General features: G+C 61.3%; 16 protein-coding genes. 13 read left to right on the plus strand and 3 right to left on the minus strand.

Annotated features, from left to right (window positions below; genetic code table 11):
- Window positions 1-21 precede the first annotated feature (21 nt).
- Window positions 22-711, minus strand: a complete 690-nt coding sequence (locus BLR85_RS07540) for a GntR family transcriptional regulator (protein WP_093152896.1) — start codon at window positions 709-711, stop codon at window positions 22-24.
- 444 nt (window positions 712-1,155) lie between these two features.
- Here BLR85_RS07540 and denD point away from each other — a divergent pair, with 444 nt between their 5' ends.
- From denD to BLR85_RS07575, 6 genes are all read left to right on the plus strand, one after another.
- Window positions 1,156-2,145, plus strand: coding sequence for a D-erythronate dehydrogenase (gene denD, locus BLR85_RS07545; RefSeq protein WP_093152901.1), 990 nt, complete (start codon window positions 1,156-1,158; stop codon window positions 2,143-2,145).
- Window positions 2,146-2,149: 4 nt separating this feature from the next.
- Window positions 2,150-3,082, plus strand: coding sequence for a sugar phosphate isomerase/epimerase family protein (locus tag BLR85_RS07550; RefSeq protein ID WP_068307751.1), 933 nt, complete (start codon window positions 2,150-2,152; stop codon window positions 3,080-3,082).
- Between the two features lie 857 nt (window positions 3,083-3,939).
- Window positions 3,940-4,953, plus strand: coding sequence for a TRAP transporter substrate-binding protein (locus BLR85_RS07560; protein WP_093152907.1), 1,014 nt, complete (start codon window positions 3,940-3,942; stop codon window positions 4,951-4,953).
- Window positions 4,954-5,061: 108 nt separating this feature from the next.
- Entirely contained in the window at window positions 5,062-5,868 is an 807-nt protein-coding gene (locus BLR85_RS07565) for a TRAP transporter small permease subunit (protein ID WP_093152910.1), read from the plus strand.
- Window positions 5,869-5,896: 28 nt separating this feature from the next.
- Window positions 5,897-7,498: a TRAP transporter large permease gene (locus BLR85_RS07570; RefSeq protein WP_093153217.1), complete on the plus strand. Its 1,602-nt coding sequence runs from the start codon at window positions 5,897-5,899 to the stop codon at window positions 7,496-7,498.
- Between the two features lie 197 nt (window positions 7,499-7,695).
- Window positions 7,696-8,598 carry a DMT family transporter gene (locus BLR85_RS07575; protein WP_244520645.1) on the plus strand — a complete coding sequence of 301 codons (903 nt, stop codon included), beginning with the start codon at window positions 7,696-7,698 and terminating at the stop codon, window positions 8,596-8,598.
- Window positions 8,599-8,649: 51 nt separating this feature from the next.
- On the opposite strand, the gene BLR85_RS07580 is transcribed toward BLR85_RS07575, so the two are convergent.
- The gene (locus tag BLR85_RS07580) at window positions 8,650-9,384 is read right to left on the minus strand and encodes an SDR family oxidoreductase (RefSeq protein WP_093152917.1); all 735 of its coding nucleotides are present in this window, start codon (window positions 9,382-9,384) and stop codon (window positions 8,650-8,652) included.
- Window positions 9,385-9,764: 380 nt separating this feature from the next.
- Here BLR85_RS07580 and BLR85_RS07585 point away from each other — a divergent pair, with 380 nt between their 5' ends.
- From BLR85_RS07585 to BLR85_RS07615, 7 genes are all read left to right on the plus strand, one after another.
- Entirely contained in the window at window positions 9,765-10,478 is a 714-nt protein-coding gene (locus tag BLR85_RS07585; protein WP_093152922.1) for an AzlC family ABC transporter permease, read from the plus strand.
- Window positions 10,475-10,804 (plus strand): AzlD domain-containing protein, encoded by a 330-nt coding sequence (locus tag BLR85_RS07590; protein ID WP_244520646.1) that lies wholly within the window; start codon window positions 10,475-10,477, stop codon window positions 10,802-10,804. The genes BLR85_RS07585 and BLR85_RS07590 overlap by 4 nt, the downstream gene beginning before the upstream one ends.
- Before the next feature lie 14 nt (window positions 10,805-10,818).
- The gene (locus BLR85_RS07595) at window positions 10,819-11,517 is read left to right on the plus strand and encodes an RraA family protein (protein WP_093152927.1); all 699 of its coding nucleotides are present in this window, start codon (window positions 10,819-10,821) and stop codon (window positions 11,515-11,517) included.
- A 267-nt stretch (window positions 11,518-11,784) separates the two neighbouring features.
- Entirely contained in the window at window positions 11,785-12,390 is a 606-nt protein-coding gene (locus BLR85_RS07600) for a LysE family translocator (RefSeq protein ID WP_093152931.1), read from the plus strand.
- Window positions 12,391-12,439: 49 nt separating this feature from the next.
- The gene (locus tag BLR85_RS07605; RefSeq protein ID WP_093152936.1) at window positions 12,440-13,357 is read left to right on the plus strand and encodes a dihydrodipicolinate synthase family protein; all 918 of its coding nucleotides are present in this window, start codon (window positions 12,440-12,442) and stop codon (window positions 13,355-13,357) included.
- Between the two features lie 76 nt (window positions 13,358-13,433).
- On the plus strand, window positions 13,434-14,585 hold the full coding sequence (locus tag BLR85_RS07610; RefSeq protein ID WP_093152941.1) for a fumarylacetoacetate hydrolase family protein: 1,152 nt from the start codon (window positions 13,434-13,436) through the stop codon (window positions 14,583-14,585).
- Window positions 14,586-14,660: 75 nt separating this feature from the next.
- Window positions 14,661-15,563, plus strand: a complete 903-nt coding sequence (locus BLR85_RS07615; RefSeq protein ID WP_093152946.1) for an AEC family transporter — start codon at window positions 14,661-14,663, stop codon at window positions 15,561-15,563.
- A 291-nt stretch (window positions 15,564-15,854) separates the two neighbouring features.
- Here the strand turns inward: BLR85_RS07615 and BLR85_RS07620 are convergent, their stop codons facing one another.
- Window positions 15,855-16,793 (minus strand): 2-hydroxyacid dehydrogenase, encoded by a 939-nt coding sequence (locus tag BLR85_RS07620; RefSeq protein WP_093152951.1) that lies wholly within the window; start codon window positions 16,791-16,793, stop codon window positions 15,855-15,857.
- Window positions 16,794-16,821 lie beyond the last annotated feature (28 nt).

Raw genomic sequence — 16,821 nt, forward strand, 5'->3', positions numbered from 1 at the left:
ATCGCGTTCTGCCCGGGATTATCAGTCGGCGTCCGGGTCCAGCATCCTCTGGTTTGCCCTCCCGCTCATCAGGTGAGTCGTCAGCGCGGCGGCCGAGCGCTCCGCATCCCGGGCGCAGAGCGCATCCAGGATCTCCGTGTGCTCGGCGATCGTGATATCGCGCCAGCGCAGTTGCCGTGAGGACATGAAACGGGCGCGAAAGAGCGCGGCGTTGTACTGCCGATGGGTGTCCGCAAGCGCGACATTATCCGCGCCGCGCACGATGGCGGAGTGGAATGCCATGTCCGTCCGGAAGAATTTCAGCGGCTCGCAATCATCCGGGAACTTGCTGAAACGTTCATGAATCGCGACAAGTTCGTCGATCTGCTCCTGCGTCGCCCTTTTGGTGAACAAACGTCCTGCAAGTGCTTCCAGCGCCGCCTGTACATCGAAAAGATCTTCAATATGCTCAAGTGAGGGGTCCGCGACTTGAGGGCGGCGATTGGGGAGCACGTCGATAAGACGTTCCGCCGCCAGTTCGCGTATCGCTTCCCGCAACGGTGTCCGGGAAATCCGCAACCGTTCGGAGAGTTCACGTTCAGACAGAGGCTGCCCCGGAGGAAGCTTGCCGATCAGAATAAGTTCTCTCAGCCGTTCCGCCGCGATCTCGGCAAGCGACATGCGCTCAACAGCCAGATCGTCGTCCAGATTGGCCAGCCCGTTCTTTTTCATCCGTCCATTTCCTCCCCCCGCCATCTTAAATCGCTTCCGCGAAATGGAAATGGGGAGAGAGTGCAAAAAGGCATTTTTTTAAAAGGTGTTTGGTATACAATTTTACCATTGCACGGAAAACGCCGTTATGCGAACGTTCCGCCAACGGCTGACCGGACGTTACGAGACGACTCACTTCAACGAGCCGGCGGCCGCTGTTGAGAGGAGATCTTGGCGGAAATCGGCCAGCCGACAAAGTCGTTCCTGACCCCGCCCGCCGACCAAACCTGCACATCGCTCGATCAAGATCGCATGCGACGCTGCAGATATGGCCAATTGCGCAAAGCCTCCAGAGCGACACCGAGCTTTCGGGTTCCGGTCAGCCGCCGCGGGGCGAGCGCCGACATCTCCTTATCGCAGTCCGGTAAATCGCCTTAGGGCGCTCGAATGGAGGAGATTGAACAAATGAAAGTGTTGATCATCGGCGCAGCCGGCATGGTCGGACGGAAGCTCGTTGAGCGGATTGCGGTAGAGCCCGAGATCCTGGGAGGTCCGATCGAAACCCTGTCGCTCGTCGACGTATTCGAGCCGCCGGTCCCCACAAGCCTTGCCGCGATTGCAAAGCCCGGCACCGTCGATCTGGCCAAGCCGGGCGTTGCGGAACAGCTCATCGCCGACCGCCCCGACCTCATCATCCATCTCGCCGCCATCGTTTCCGGCCAGGCAGAGGCTGATTTCGACCTCGGATACGCGGTCAATCTCGACGGAACGCGCTGGCTCTTCGACGCGATCCGGACCGAGGGTCTCAAGGAGCCCTATTGCCCGCGCATGGTCTTCGCCTCCTCCATCGCCGTCTTCGGTGCGCCCTTCCCGGAAAGCATCCCGGACGACTTCTTCACGACCCCACTCACGAGCTATGGCACGCAGAAGGCAATTTCCGAGCTTCTGCTGGCCGACTATACCCGTCGCGGCATCTTCGATGGCGTCGGCATTCGCCTGCCCACGATCTGCATCCGCCCCGGCAAGCCCAACGCGGCGGCCTCGGGCTTCTTCTCCAACATCCTGCGCGAGCCGCTTTCCGGACAGGAAGCCGTGCTTCCGGTGGATGAGAGTGTCCGCCACTGGTTCGCCTCCCCGCGTTCCGCTGTCGGGTTCTTCACCCACGCATCGACGATGGACACTTCGTTGATCGGCCCGCGCCGCAACCTGATGATGCCGGGCATTTCGGCCACCGTCGGCGAGGAGATCGCGGCTCTTGAGCGGGTCGCCGGTCCGAAAGCTGCGGCGTTGATCAAGCGCGAAGCGGATCCGACGATCCAGGGGATCGTCGCCGGCTGGGCCCGGTGCTTCGACGCAACCCGTGCACGCGAACTCGGTTTCACCGCGGAAACAGAGTTCGACGAAATCATCCGTATTCACATCGAAGACGAACTAGACGGAAAGATCGGAGGATAACCTCATGTCGAAATACAAATGGACCCGCGAAGACTGGCCGATTGCCTGCGCGATGATCCCCTTCGCACCGACGCTGCCCGATGGCAGCCTGGTGCAGGACGCTCCCGCCGAGGTATGGGCGGACGCGCTGGCGCAGGTGGCTGAAGAAGGCTTCACCGAGCTGGATCCGACCGATAGCTGGATGCGGGTTGCGGACCTTGAAAAATCGCGCCTGGACGAGTTCAAGGCCGTGGTCAAGGAAGCCGGTCTGACGATTCCGGCCATGTCGACTTCGCGCAAATGCGTGATCGACCCGGAAACCGGCGACCAGATGCTGGCCTATTGCCACCGTTTCCTGGACACCGCCGCTGACCTTGGCGCCAAGGAAGTGGCGTTTGGCTTCTTCGGACCTTTCACCGAAGCGCAGACCAAGGAACTGTGGTTCTGGCTCGCCGAGGGCTACAAGAACCCCGACGATCCGGACACCTGGAAACTGGGCGTGGACCGCATCCGGGAACTGGCCGACCATGCCAAGGAAGTCGGCATCTCCATCGCCATGGAAATGTACGAAGACACCTATATCGGCACGCCCGAGAGTGCGGTGCGTTTCGTAACGGACGTGGATCGCGACAATGTCGGTATCTGCGCCGATATCGGCAACCTCGTGCGCCTGCACCGTCCGATGCCGAAATGGGATGTCATGTTGGCCGAAGTCGCGCCCTTCATGAAGTACTGGCACATCAAGAACTACATTCGTGACGAAGATCCGGCGACCGGAACCTACATGTCCGCTCCGGTGCCGATCGAGTTCGGTATCATCAACTACCGCGAAGCGATCCGCATGGCGCTGGCCGAAGGTTTCGCCAGCCCGATCCTGCTGGAAAGCTATGGCGGCGATGGCCTGTCGGTCTGCGGCAAGAACCTCCAGACCCTGCGCCGCATCCTTCCGCGCGCCTAATTCTCTCCAGGGAACGCGTCGGTGCCACGGTCTTGCCGTGGCGCCGGCGCATCCATGTTTTCATCCCGTCATTTCAAAATAGATGCGCAATGCGTGGATCAGCTGCTTTCCAGCCTGTCTCCGCCTTGATGCCTCGTATGGCGGGGCACGTCAGCTTCGCGCCAAAGTTGAAATCTGCGGGGCTGCTTTATCGGCGGACGTGATTGTCCGATGCCGTGCCGCCGCTGTCATCGGGCGTCCAACCCGGCCGTGTGTGCTTATTTCAACACGCACAGATCAGACCGTCATCCTGAAAGCTGCATATCCTTGCAAGTGACTGTGAATAAGCCGGAAACCGTAACTCGCCAACAGGACGAGTTTTTGCGAATCGGCTTCGCTACGCGAACAGGAGCCAGCCGTTTTTGCGCTCGCGAATCACGGCCCTCAACCAGCCCGAAACGATTGATTCGTTCTCGCTGCAACAACCTCACGGTTGAAGCTCGCGCTGCGGGGTCTCTTCGCGGAGATTTCAAGAAAATCGCGTCGGTTTGCCGCATGAAGGAAGGCCGCAACGCGAATGCTCGCCACCGGAATGCAGCGTGCGAAAACGTCGCGCTTGTCGAGTTGAGAAATGGGCTTCGGCACTTGTTGGAGCGCCATTTCTTAACATCCAAGGCCATTTTGCTGCTCGATAAGGCGAAATGCCGAAAAAACAGAGAGACCGCGAAGGAGATTCAGTGCAGTTATGTAAAACGGCACCCGTTGATCAACGCGGCGTGCTTGGGTAGCATACTGGTGGATGGTATACCATTCACGGTTTGGCGAATGCTAGCCAATCAAAACAGGGCGGAAGAGGATCGCCCGGGAGGAGAAAGAATATGACGTACAAGACAGCTCTCATGACCGTTGCCGCCGGCGCGCTCATGGCCTCGGCCGCAGTGGCTGATCCGGTAAATCTCCGGGTCCAGACGCACTACGCGTCCGAGCACCCCACAGGCAAATTCTACGCCCAGTTCAAGGACGACGTAGAAACCATGTCCGGCGGCGACATCACGCTGGAAATCTTCTACTCGTCTTCGGTCGTCGCCACGACCGAGACCTTCGACGCCGCGATCAACGGCATCGTCGACTGTGACGGCACCGGCGGCGCCTACCAGACCGGCAAGAACCCCGCCTTCCAGTTCGTCGGCGACATGATGGGCGGCTACCAGACGCCTTGGCAGCGCTACATGTGGCTCTACTACGGCGACGGCAAAGCGATCGCCAACGAACTCTACAACGAGCATGGCATGGAGCTGATCGGCTGGCAGATCTACGGCCAGGAATCGCTTTCCTCCTCGAAGCCGATTTCCGGCGTTGCCGATCTCGAAGGCTGGAAATTCCGTTCGCCCCCGGGCATGGAGACCGAGATCTTCCAGAAGCTCGGCGCCTCGCCGATCGTGATGGACTTCACCGAGATCTTCACCGCGCTTGAAACCGGCATCATTGATGGCGCCGACGCCTCCGGCCTCAACAACAACGTCGGCCTCGGCCTCTACGAGATCGTGAAGCACGCGAACTATCCGGGCTTCCACTCGATGCCGGCTGACCACTTTGCCTGTAACAAGGACGTCTGGGACGGCCTGACAGATCAGCAGCGTCGCATCATCGACACCGCCTGGCAGAAGCTCGCCTTCCAGCTGTCGCTCTACAACGACAAGGCCAATGCCGAAGCCGCGACCAAGCTCGCAGCCGAAGGCGTGACCCTCTACGAATGGTCGGCTGAAGACATCGCGAAGTACAACGAAGCTGCTGTCGCGGCCTGGGACGACTGGGGTACCCGTACTCCGGAAGCCGGCAAGATCCTGGAAGCCAACAAGACCTTCCTGCGTGAACTCGGCCTGATCCAGTAATCTGAACTCCTACTGCCCGCTCATCATTTGAGCGGGCGCCAGGTGAGCCCGACAGGGCTCACCTTTCCTGATCCCCAATAACACAAACAACCGTCCTGGAGGAGGAGCATGGAATCCGATAGTCTCTGGCTTGGACACATGCGCAAGCCTGTCCGGCTCATAATGCTGGCCTTCGTCGGGGTCACGGCCCTGATCTATGTCTGGCTGGTATTCAACAAGATCTTCATGGCCGACGCGATCGGAATGCACGAGATGATCCGGCCCTCCGAGGGGGGGACGATCGTTACGATCATGCTGTACGCCATGCTCGGATCGCTGCTTTCCGCCGGGATCTACCTGTCGGATTTCAAGGGTGATATCGAACTGGAGCCGGATGGCTTTTTTGATATCTTCTCGCTGGTGATCTCTCGCATCTCGATGGTGCTGACCGCGCTCATCGTGCTTGTGATGTTCTACGAGGTGATCTCGCGCTACGTCTTTTCGCGGCCGACGCTCTGGGCAAACGAGCTCTCGCTCTGGATCGCGGCCTTCGTGTTCCTTTTCGCGGGCCAATACGCGATGCAGCAGCGCAGTCATATCCGGATCTACGTGATCTACGATATCATGCCGCGCTGGGCGCAAAAGGCGTCGGACGTGCTTTCCACGCTGCTGATCGTCTTCTTCACCTTCTCGATGATCTGGGGCGGCTACAACGACGCCAAGACGCGGGCGCTTCGTATGGAGACCTTCGGTACCGCCTGGGATCCGCCGCTCCCCGGTACGATCAAGGCCGCGATCCTGATCATTATCGTCCTCGTTACCATTCAGGCGATCTCGAATCTGATTGCCGACTGGAACAAGCTTCCCGAACACCACAGCGGAGCCGAGGTCGACGAGACCGAAATCGAGCACATCCGCCAAGCGCTGGAGAAGTGAGTTGGAATTTCTCGAACTATTCGCGTGGATGAAGGTCGATAGCATCGCCACGCTTTCTATCATCCTGCTGCTGGGCATGTTCTTCCTGCTTGCCATCGGGATGCCGCTGGGCTTCGCCTCGGCCTTTCTGGCCGTCGCCGTTCTAATCATGAAATTCGGTCCGGAAATGCTCTACGGCAATTTCGGCAGGGGACCACTCGCGGTCGTCGGGGGCGCCATATACCGACAGATGACAAACTATGTCCTCATATCGGTGCCACTCTTCATCTTCATGGCGTCGCTGCTGGAACGTTCCGGTATTGCAAAGGACATGTATACCGCCCTCAGCATGTGGCTCAGCCGTACCCGTGGCGGCATCGCCATCGTCACCTCGCTCATGGCCGTTCTCATGGCCGCCATGTCCGGGATCATCGGTGGCGAGGTCGTTCTGCTTGGCCTTATCGCCCTGCCGCAGATGTTGCGCCTGGGCTACAACCAGAACCTCGCAATCGGTACGATCTGTGCCTCTGGCTCCCTGGGCACCATGATCCCGCCCTCGATCGTTCTGATCATGTACGGTCTGGTGACCGAGACCTCGATCAAGGCACTCTTCACCGCAGCCTTCCTGCCCGGCTTCATGCTGGCCTCGTTCTTCATCATCTACATCGTCGTGACGACGCAGCTCGATCACAAAAAGGCCCCGCTGCCGCCGGATGATTTGGATGCGCCGAGGGGGATGGAAAAGATCCTTATGTTCGTGGGCTTCCTGTCGAAGTTCTTCATCTGGGCCGGCGGTGCGCTGATCATCCGTAACCTGTTCCTGACCTTCACCGGCCAGAACGACGTCGAAGCAGGTGTCGATCCGATCGCTCTCGGCATGGTGTCGGACCTGCCTTACCTGTTTGGCCTCGTGATCATCTCTGCCGCACTAATGTTCTTCGTGGTCGGCAAGGAACGCTCGAAAGCCGGTTGGGATATGGGCAAGGGCCTCGTTGCGCCCATCGTCGTCATCGGCGTGGTTCTCGGCTCCATCTACATGGGCATCACCGGGATCACCGAGGCTGCCGGCATGGGTGCGATCGCGGTCTTTGTCATCGGTCTGATCCGTCGCGAGATGACCTTCGACATCGTCTGGGACAGCCTGATGCGGACGCTGAAGTCCACCGGTACCATCCTCTGGGTGACCATCGGTGCATCGGCTCTCGCTGCTGCCTACACGCTTGCCGGTGGTCCGACCTACGTGGCCAACATGATCGTGGCGGCGGATATGCCGACGATGAGCATCATCCTGGTCATGATGGTGATCTTCCTGATCATGGGCATGTTCATGGACTGGATCGGTATCGTTCTGCTGATCATGCCGGTCTTCCTGCCCATCGTGTCCAAGCTGCCCGTGGAAGAACTCGGCTTCCTCGGCCATGTCGAGCCGCAACATGTGGCGATCTGGTTTGGTGTGCTGTTCTGTATGAACATGCAGGTGAGCTTCCTCTCGCCGCCCTTCGGCCCTGCTGCCTTCTACCTGAAGTCGGTTGCGCCGTCGCATATCACGCTGATCGACATCTTCCGTGGCTTCCTGCCCTTCATCGGGCTACAGCTGCTGGCGTTGACGGTGCTGCTGACATGGCCGCAAATCGTGACAGTGTTCCTATAGCGGAACCGATATCCTGAATGCCGGGGCGGGCTTTCCGCCCCGGCGTTATTGTCGCCTTTCGGCTGCGACCGGCCAGCACGGCCCAGCCAGCAGAATGGGACCAATCTCAAAGTGCAAATCGTTGCCTTCTGTTCCGACAGCACCGTTTTCTTCGCCATGCCGCCGCGACAAGGGCGGCTTTGTCTTGTGAGGGCAAGGTGAGTTCCGTCCGCCCCCGCGAAGAGCGCACCACTGCAGGGATCGTCACCATGGCGCTTGCGGTCGCTTTCTACACCTGCATCGACACGTCCGCCAAATGGCTCAACCTGGTCGGCATGCCGGTGATGCAGATCGTCTTCTTTCGCTATGCGGGCCATTTCATCTACGCGCTACTGCTCTACGTCCCTCAGGAGGGAGTGGGTGCCTTCCGCTCGAACGCCCCTCGTCTGCAACTGTGGCGCTCCATTTTCCTGCTCGCATCGACGGTTCTCAATTTCATCGCGTTGAAATACCTGCCGATCACGATCACCACGGCCGTTTCCTTCGCGTCGCCGATTGTCGTCACGCTGCTCGGGATCCCGATCCTCGGCGAGAAGGTCGGTATTCGCCGGATCGTGGCCGTCTTTGTCGGTTTCTCCGGCGTATTGTTGGTGGTTCAGCCATGGGGAGCGAGCTTTAACCCGGCGATCGTCTTCAGCCTCACGTCGCTGATTTCGGTCGCGCTCTATTTCATCATGACCCGGAAACTGTCCGGGGTGGAAACCAATGCGGTCCAGCAAATCTGGTCGAGCGGCCTGGCGACGGTGGCGTTGTTGCCCTTCGTTCTCTCGTCCTGGTCATGGCCGGACAGCCCGACCGTCTGGGCCGTGGCCATTGCCATTGGCGCCTTTGGGATGTTCGGACATTCGATCACCGCGGTTGCCTATCGCTGGGCCGACGCTTCGGTATTGGCGCCGATGATGTATCTGCAGATATTCTACGCCAGTTTCGCCGGGGTGGTGATCTTCAACACCTGGCCGACAATCTGGACGCTCATTGGCGGCATCATCATCGCCATCTCCGGACTCTATATCTGGCACCGGGCCCGCGAGGAGGCCCGCCTGGCCGCCATGCTGCCCTGAGGCAGGAGGCGTCGCGCCCGGAACAAGGCTGCTTCGAGCGCGGGTCAGCCTTCAACCGCGACCGATATAGGGCATGTTGGTCGCCAAAACCGTCATGAACTGGACATTCGCTTCAAGCGGAAGCGATGCCATGTGCAGGACCGAGTTGGCGACATTGTCCACGCTCATCATCGGTTCGACTGCGATGGAGCCATCGGCCTGCGGCACGCCGGCGGCCGCGGTGCTGCCCATATCGGTGGTGGCATTGCCGATGTCGATTTGGCCACAGGCGATCGAGAAAGGCCGCCCGTCGAGGCTGATTGTCCGGGTCAAGCCGGTGATCGCGCTCTTCGAGGCCGTGTAGGGCGACGCCCCCCAGCGGGGCACATAGGCGGAGATCGAGCCGTTATTGATGATGCGTCCGCCCTGCGGATCCTGGTACCGCATGACACGGAAGGCGGCGCGGGCGGCGATGAAGGCGCCGGTCAGGTTCACCTCGATCACGTTGCGCCAGTCGGAGACCGAAATCTCGTCGATCGGAGCGCCTTTCATGGCGACGCCGGCATTGTTGAAGATCGCGTCGAGATGGCCCCAGCTTTCCACGGTCTTGTCGAATGTCGCGTCGACCTGTGCCTCGTCGGTCACGTCGCATGGCAGAACCAGTGCGGCCTCCCGGCCTGCGGCAGTCTCTTCCAGAGCCTCCACGCGGCGACCCACCAGCCCGACGCTCCAGCCTGCGTCGAGAAAGACATTCGCCGTGCTGCGCCCGATGCCGGAGCCGGCTCCGGTGATGATGATGCTCTTCATTCCATTTGTCCTCCTGGCGGTCTCGGAAAGGGCTCCGTGCCCGCTGATTGTGTCAGATCCTCGCACGGCCGGAAACAGCCGGTTGCCATTCGAAAAGCGCGCAATTCCTTACGGGATCAGGCGGTAAGGCGTTTTCGATATCGGTACCACTTGAGGTACCCTTCCCGTCTGGTATACAAAATGCAAGTCGAAATCGAGACCTTGGGAGGAGTCGTTTTGGGCAGTTTTCACCAGGTCCGGAACGCGGCTTGCACCGAAGCCATTGCGCTCAGTTTGAATGCCGCAGAACCCAAATCTCCGGTTGTTCCGTCGGCTTTTCAGAGCGCCAATCGGGGTGGTTCGGTAGAGGCCGTTTTCCGCTCTTGCAGGGACGTCACGCGGTGACGCAAAGAGCAGCCTTCTGGCGCGGCTATCGCGACACCTCGCCCTTCGTCCTCATCATTATTCCCTATTCCACGCTCTTCGGCGTGGTCGCACGGGATGCCGGCCTCGACATACTGCAAACATTCTCGATGTCGGTGCTGGTGATCGCGGGTGCCTCGCAATTCACCGCGCTCGCGCTGTTGCAGGACAACGCCCCGGTTCTGATCGCGCTTCTGGCCGCGCTGGCGGTCAACCTGCGCATGGCAATGTACTCCGCAGCGCTTGTCCCCCATGTTGGCCATACCTCGCTCCGCACCCGGGCATTGATGGCCTATGTCATGGTCGATCAGGCCTTTGCCGTGGCGGTGCACACCTACGAGGACAACCCCGGGATGACCCGGCCAGAAAAGGTCGCCTATTACTTCGGTTGCATGGCGCTGATCTGTCCGCTCTGGTACGCCTTCACCCTTCTGGGTGCCATCGTGGGAACGGCGATCCCGTCCCAGTTCTCGCTCGATTTCGCGGTGCCCGTCTGTTTCATCGCGCTCCTCGGGCCGCTTTTGCGGTCTCTGCCGCATGTGCTGGCGGCGCTCGTGGCAGCCGTGGCGGCGCTGGCATTCGCATGGGTTCCATGGTCGCTTGGGCTGATCATCGCGGCGCTCTGCGGAATCGTCACCGGCGCTCAGGCCGAACTTTACCTGCGCCGCAGGGCGGACAGGGGGCTGGCGTGATCTCCGATGCAACCTTCTGGACGCTGACCATCCTGCTCGGGATCGGCACCTACCTGATCCGGTTCTCCTTTCTGGGGCTTCTTGGTCGCAGGACTTTGCCCGACTGGGTGTTGCTGCACCTCAAATATGTCGGTGCCGCCGTCTTTCCCGCGCTTGTCCTGCCGCTGATCGTCTGGCCCGAGGCGACCGGCGGCACGCTGGATCCGATCCGGGTCCTTGCAGCGCTCGCAACCCTGTTTGCAGGGCTCCGCTTCGGTGTGGTCTGGGCCATCGTTGCCGGAATGGGAACGCTCTACATCTTGCAGTTTTTGACCAACCAGATCTGAACCAGGAGTTCGCCATGATCGAATCGCCTCCGATCCTCACCATCCGCCGCAACTTCCCGCGCCCGACCGCCGCGCAGGTCGATGCCTTCCGTGATGTGCCGACGGCATTTGTCTGCGACGCAATGGGCGGGCAGGGCGCCATGGCCTCGTCGATCCGGGCGATCGGCGACGGCCGGGACATTACCTGCCGCGCTGTCGGTCCGGCCCTGGTGGCCGATAACGGGCCGGCCGAGATTCTCGCCTCGCTCGCGGCGCTGGAGATTTCCCAACCGGGGGATATCATCATTGCGGCAATGCATGGCCACCGCAATGTCGCCTCGGCCGATGACCTGTTTTGCGGCATGATGAAGAACAAGGGCATCGCCGGTTTCGTTACCGATAGCGAGATGCGCGACTACACTGCGATCGTCGAGGTCGGGCTGCCTGTGTGGTGCACGGGCCTCAACCCGAATTCGCCGAATGGAACCGGTCCCGGCCGGGTCGGTTTCGAGGCGTCTGTCGGCGGGCGTTGCGTTTCCAGTGGCGACATGATCATTGCCGATGAAAACGGTGTCGTTGTTGTGCCTTTCGCCCAGATCGATACCGTGATCGAGGCGGTTGCCCGCGTCGTGGAGATGGAAGCGGAGCTCGAGGCGAAGGTTAAGGGCGGGGTCGACAGCCTGCTTGATCTCGAAGAGATGATCGCCGATGGCCGCGCGGTGATAGTGGACTGAGCGCGGCTGCTATCCCTTTTCGGCGCGCCGCCTACGCTGGTGCGCCGACCTGTTTGCGTTGGCCGGAACGTCCGACGCCAAAGCTATATTGTTTCACCATTTTTCCTGCCTGCAAGCTTGACAATCCCGGTCAAAAACGACTGGATTTGCGTGGTATACCATTCCGGCTGGACACCACCCGGAATAGGAGGAGGAGCATCCACATGACCAGATCTCAGCCCCCGAAATGGGAGGCATCGTCGTGACACTGCGTCGGGCGCAGGCCTCATGCTGACCTTTGCAACGGCGGTGATCCTCCTGATCCTCACACCGGGGCCGGGCGTCATGACGACAGCGGGTTTCGGCGCGGCCTATGGGTTCCGGCCATCCCTGCGCTACGTGCTGGGTCTGTTCATAGGGACCAACCTTGTGTTGCTCGCAGTTGTGTCCGGGCTTGCGGCGATCCTGATGTCGATCCCCTGGCTGCGCACGGTGCTGATGCTGGTTTCGGTGAGCTACCTGCTCTACCTCGCCGTCCGCATTGCGACCGCCGGTGCCCGCGTTGCGTTCATGGAGGCGCGCGTGCCGCCTGGGATCACGGGGGGCGTGCTGCTCCAGGTGATCAATCCCAAGGCCTATGCCGTCAACACCTCGCTGATGACCGGCTTCAGCTACGCACCCGATGCGCAGGTTTTCGAGCTGGCGAGCAAGGTGCTCATCCTGAACGCGATCTGGATTCCGATCCACCTCGCGTGGCTCTGGGCGGGCGTTTCGCTGCATCGGCTCGACCTGTCGGAACGGACCCATCACCGCATCAATATCGCCATGGCGCTGGCATTGCTGGGCGTTGTCGCACTGGCCATGTGGTCGGCCACGAGGCCGCATCATCCATGAAGGCGATATTGGCCCAAACCTGCTCACCTTGTATGAAACCGGAGATCCCATGACGGACCGACCGTATTCCGGCATCTGGCCGGTCGCCCCGACGCCATTTCATGACGATGGCAGCCTCGACCTCGACGGTATGAAGCGCGTGCTAGATTGCATGATTGATCAGGGTGTCGACGGGATCTGTATCCTTGCAAACTTCTCCGAGCAGTTCCTGATCTCGGACGCCGAGCGTGAAACTCTGACACGGCTTTGCCTGAACCATGTTGCCGGGCGCGTGCCGGTGATCGTCACCATCAGCCATTACGCGACGCCTATCGTCGTGGAGCGGGCACGTCTCGCCAGGGATCTCGGCGCGGCCATCGTTATGATGATGCCGCCCTATCACGGCGCACTGCTCAAGGGCACGCCGGAGCAGACCTTCGAGCAGTTCCGGGCCGTGGGCGAGGTGGGTATCCCGATCATGCTGCAGGACGCGCCGCTCTCGGGGGTGGACCTGCCGGTGCCGCTGCTGGTGCGGATGGCGCGCGAGATCGAGATGATGAAGCTCTTCAAGATCGAATGCCCCCAGGCCGCTGCCAAGCTCCGCGCACTTATCGCCGAGGGTGGCGACCTGATCGAAGCGCCCTTCGACGGCGAGGAAGCAATCACACTGCTGGCCGATCTGGATGCCGGCGCGACCGGTTCCATGACTTCGGCCATGATCCCCGACCTGATCGGCCCGGTGATCCGGGATTTCCTCGCTGGGAATCGCGAGGCAGCCATCGCGGGCTACGCTCGCGTGCTTCCCGCCATCAATCACGAGAACCGGCAATGCGGGTTCCGCTCCGCCAAGGTGGCGATGGTCGAAGGGGGCGTGATCGGTTCCGCCTTCTGCCGCCACCCAATCCCGCCGCTGCACCCGGATACTGCCGCCATGCTGCTGGAACTGTTGCGCCCGCTCGATCCGCTTGTGCTCCGCTGGGGCAAGTGAGACCGAGAGACCAACTGCGTGCAATGACTTAATCGGCCCGGAAGGTTTCCGCCAAACCGGCCACAGGAGGACCACGATGCTACCGCTTTCCAACTCGATCCCCGAAGCCACTCTTGTCACCCGCGTTTGGAGACCGGGTATCGGCCCGGCACTGGTGCGACTGGACGGCGATAGCGTGATCGACATCACCAGCCGCGAGTTGCCGACCATGCAGGCGCTGCTGGACAGCGCCGATCCGACCGCAGCCGCACGCGCCGCCTCGGGCGAGGCGATCTGCACACTGGCCGAACTCGTGGCAGGTTCCACCCCCGACGCCGGCGAGGACGATCTGCGCCTGCTGGCGCCCCCTGATCTGCAGGCGATCAAGGCCTGCGGCGTGACGTTCGCCGCCAGCATGGTGGAGCGGGTGATCGAGGAGCAGGCTGCCGGCGATCCCGACAGCGCCGCCGCGATCCGCGAGAAGGTCGGCGCGGTAATCGGCGACAGCCTTTCGGGCATCGAGCCTGGCTCGCCCAAGGCGATGGAAGTGAAGGCGGTCCTGCAGGCGGAGGGGCTTTGGTCGCAATACCTCGAAGTCGGGATCGGTCCGGACGCGGAGGTGTTCTCCAAGTGCCCGACCATGGCGTCGGTCGGTTGGGGCGCGGCGGTCGGGCTGCACCCGATGTCGAAATGGAACAACCCGGAGCCGGAGATCGTGCTGGCGGTGAATGGGCGCGGCGAGATCTGCGGCGCGACGCTCGGCAATGACGTGAACCTGCGTGACGTCGAAGGCCGCTCGGCGCTACTTCTCGGCAAGGCCAAGGACAACAACGCCTCCTGCGCGATCGGCCCGTTCCTGCGCCTGTTCGACGAGAATTTCACCTTGGATACGATCCGCAAGGCGGAGTTGACGATGAAGGTCGAAGGCACGGATGGTTACGTGCTCGATGGCCACTCCTCCATGTCGCAGATCAGCCGGGACCCGGAGGATCTCGTGCGGCAGACTGTTGGCCGCCATCACCAGTATCCCGACGGCTTCTTCCTGTTCCTCGGCACACTCTTCGCCCCGGTCCAGGATCGGGATGCGCCGGGGCAGGGCTTCACGCATCACCTTGGCGACGTTGTCACGATCTCCGATCCTGCGCTCGGCGCGTTGCGCAACACGGTAGGGCTTTCGACCGAATGCCCGGAATGGCGCTTCGGCATCTCGGCGCTGATGCGCAACCTGGCAGGGCGGGGGCTGCTCTGAGCGGCGAAAAGTGGCGCCCTCTTGCCCCGGGGCGGTGAAAGTGAACTCAGTAAAGGTCTCCAGCGGCACCGTCCCATGCTCCACGTCCTGACACACCAGATCCTGCCGGTCTTCTCGATGCTGGCGCTTGGCTTCCTGCTCGGCCGTCTCGGAAAGGTGAACCGGGCGGAAGCGGCGGCGATCAATCGCGTGGGCTTCCTCGTATTGCAACCGGCGCTGCTCTTTCCGCTGGTGAGCGGGCTGGATCTCTCGGCGTTCCACTTCGACGCGATGGCGATCTATATCGGTTGCCAGGTCGCGGTCTTTGCTCTTTCCTTCGCGGTTGCGCGCTACCTGTTGCAGCGAACTGCGGTCGAGGCCTGGCTGTTGGCAATGGCAACCGTCTTCGTCAACTCGGTGCTCTATATCCTGCCGATCGCGCAACTGATGCATGGCGGCGAGGCTGGAATGCCGATCCGGGCGGTCGTGGCTTGGGATTCGGCGGTGAGCTTTCCTTTCTTCATCATCACGACCGACCTTTTGGCCAATCGCGGTGCGGCATTGGGGCAGACGTTGAAACGGCTCGCGGGCAATCCTGTTCTCTTCGCAGTCCTGCTCGCGCTGGTCTTCAATTTTGCCGCCTTGACCGCGCCTGCTCCCGTGCAGACGGCGATGAATTTCGCCGGCGTCGCAGCCGCACCGATGACACTCTTCGCGCTCGGCGTGATCCTGTCAGGCCAGAACCTCGTTCCAACGCCGACCGTCGTGTCAATTTCCGCTCTGAAACTCATCGCCTTCCCGGCGCTTGCCTGGGCGGCGCTGCATCTTGGCGAACGACCAGAGGAGTGGAACACCCTTCTTCTGCTCTGCGCGGCCGGACCATCCGGGGCGATGGCATTCTCGTTGGCGTTGCTGCATGGCGTGCGCACCGACCAGATCGCGCCGGTCATCATCTGGACTTCGGTTCTGTCGCTGATTTCGCTGGCTTGGCTCGCCTGACAAAACACCTTGAGCCTAGCGGCTAAGGTGCGTTTTCAGAGCATATAAGACAGAATTTCTGCTTTGAGCAGATTGCGGGGTTGGGAAGGGGGCGTTGCCCCCCCGCGCTCTATCGAGCGCTCCCCCAGGATATTTTCCGGAAAGGGGAAGCAATGTGCTTCTCCCCTTCATCTTTCCTAAAATACCTCCGCCGGAGGCACGATCCGAAGGATCGTCTACCTTCGTGGACGAAGGGGGCGGCACAAAAAGAACAGCCGCTCCAACAGGGCGCCGCCTCGCCCTTGTCCGCTCTTAATTCACCGGCGTCAGCAGCGGTTCCTTGGCATGATAGGCGACCAAGTTGTCGCGCTGGAGCTTGGCCATTGCCGCGCGGGTCTCCACCGTGCCCGAACCCTGGTGCGGTTGCAGAACGACATTGTCCAGTGCGTAGAAACGCGGATTGATATCGGGCTCGTTCAGGTACACGTCGAGCGCGGCGCCGTAGATTTTGTCCTGCTCCAACGCATCGAGCAGAGCCTCTTCATCGATGGTGCTGCCGCGCGAGATATTGACGATGATGCCACGCGGCCCAAGCGCGTCGAGCACTTCGGCAGAGACGAAGTTCGCCGTGTCCGGCCCGCCAACCAGTGCAACGATCAGGTAGTCGACTTCCTTCGCCAGCGAGACCGGATCGGCGTGATAGGTCCAGCCTGGCGTTTCCTTTTCGGAACGCGCGAAATAATGGATATCCATCTTGAAAGCGACGAGGCGGTTCGCGATCTCGCGCCCGATCCGGCCGAGACCGATGATGCCAGCCTTGCCGCCGCTGACCTTGCGGTTCAGGCGGTACTCGCCTTTTTCCTTCCACTGACCAGAGCGGGCCCAGTTTGTGGCGTGCTCCATCTCGCGGCCGCGCATCAGCAGCAGCGCCACGGCGAGATCGGCCACGTCGTCATTGAGAACGTCCGGTGTATTGGTGACCTTGATCCCGCGCGCATCGGCTGCTTTCACGTCGATTGCGTCGTAGCCGACGCCGAAGTTGGCGATCAGGCCAAGATTGGGCAACAGGTCCATCGCATCGCCGTCAAAGGCATTATGCCCTTTGAAGGCCACGGCCGTCGCGCCTTCGCGGGTGGCCGCGTCGAGCCCGGCCAGATCGGCGGGGCTCGCAAGGAAAGTCGGCGCAAAGGCATCATTCAGGGCGGCTAGGTCGGTCTCGCTATAGGGGCCGATGACAATAGTGGCGGACATGGCGTCTCCTTGGGTCCTTATCTGCAAG

Origin of the sequence: Aliiruegeria lutimaris, assembly GCF_900099935.1 — a bacterium.
Classification (GTDB): domain Bacteria; phylum Pseudomonadota; class Alphaproteobacteria; order Rhodobacterales; family Rhodobacteraceae; genus Tropicimonas; species Tropicimonas lutimaris.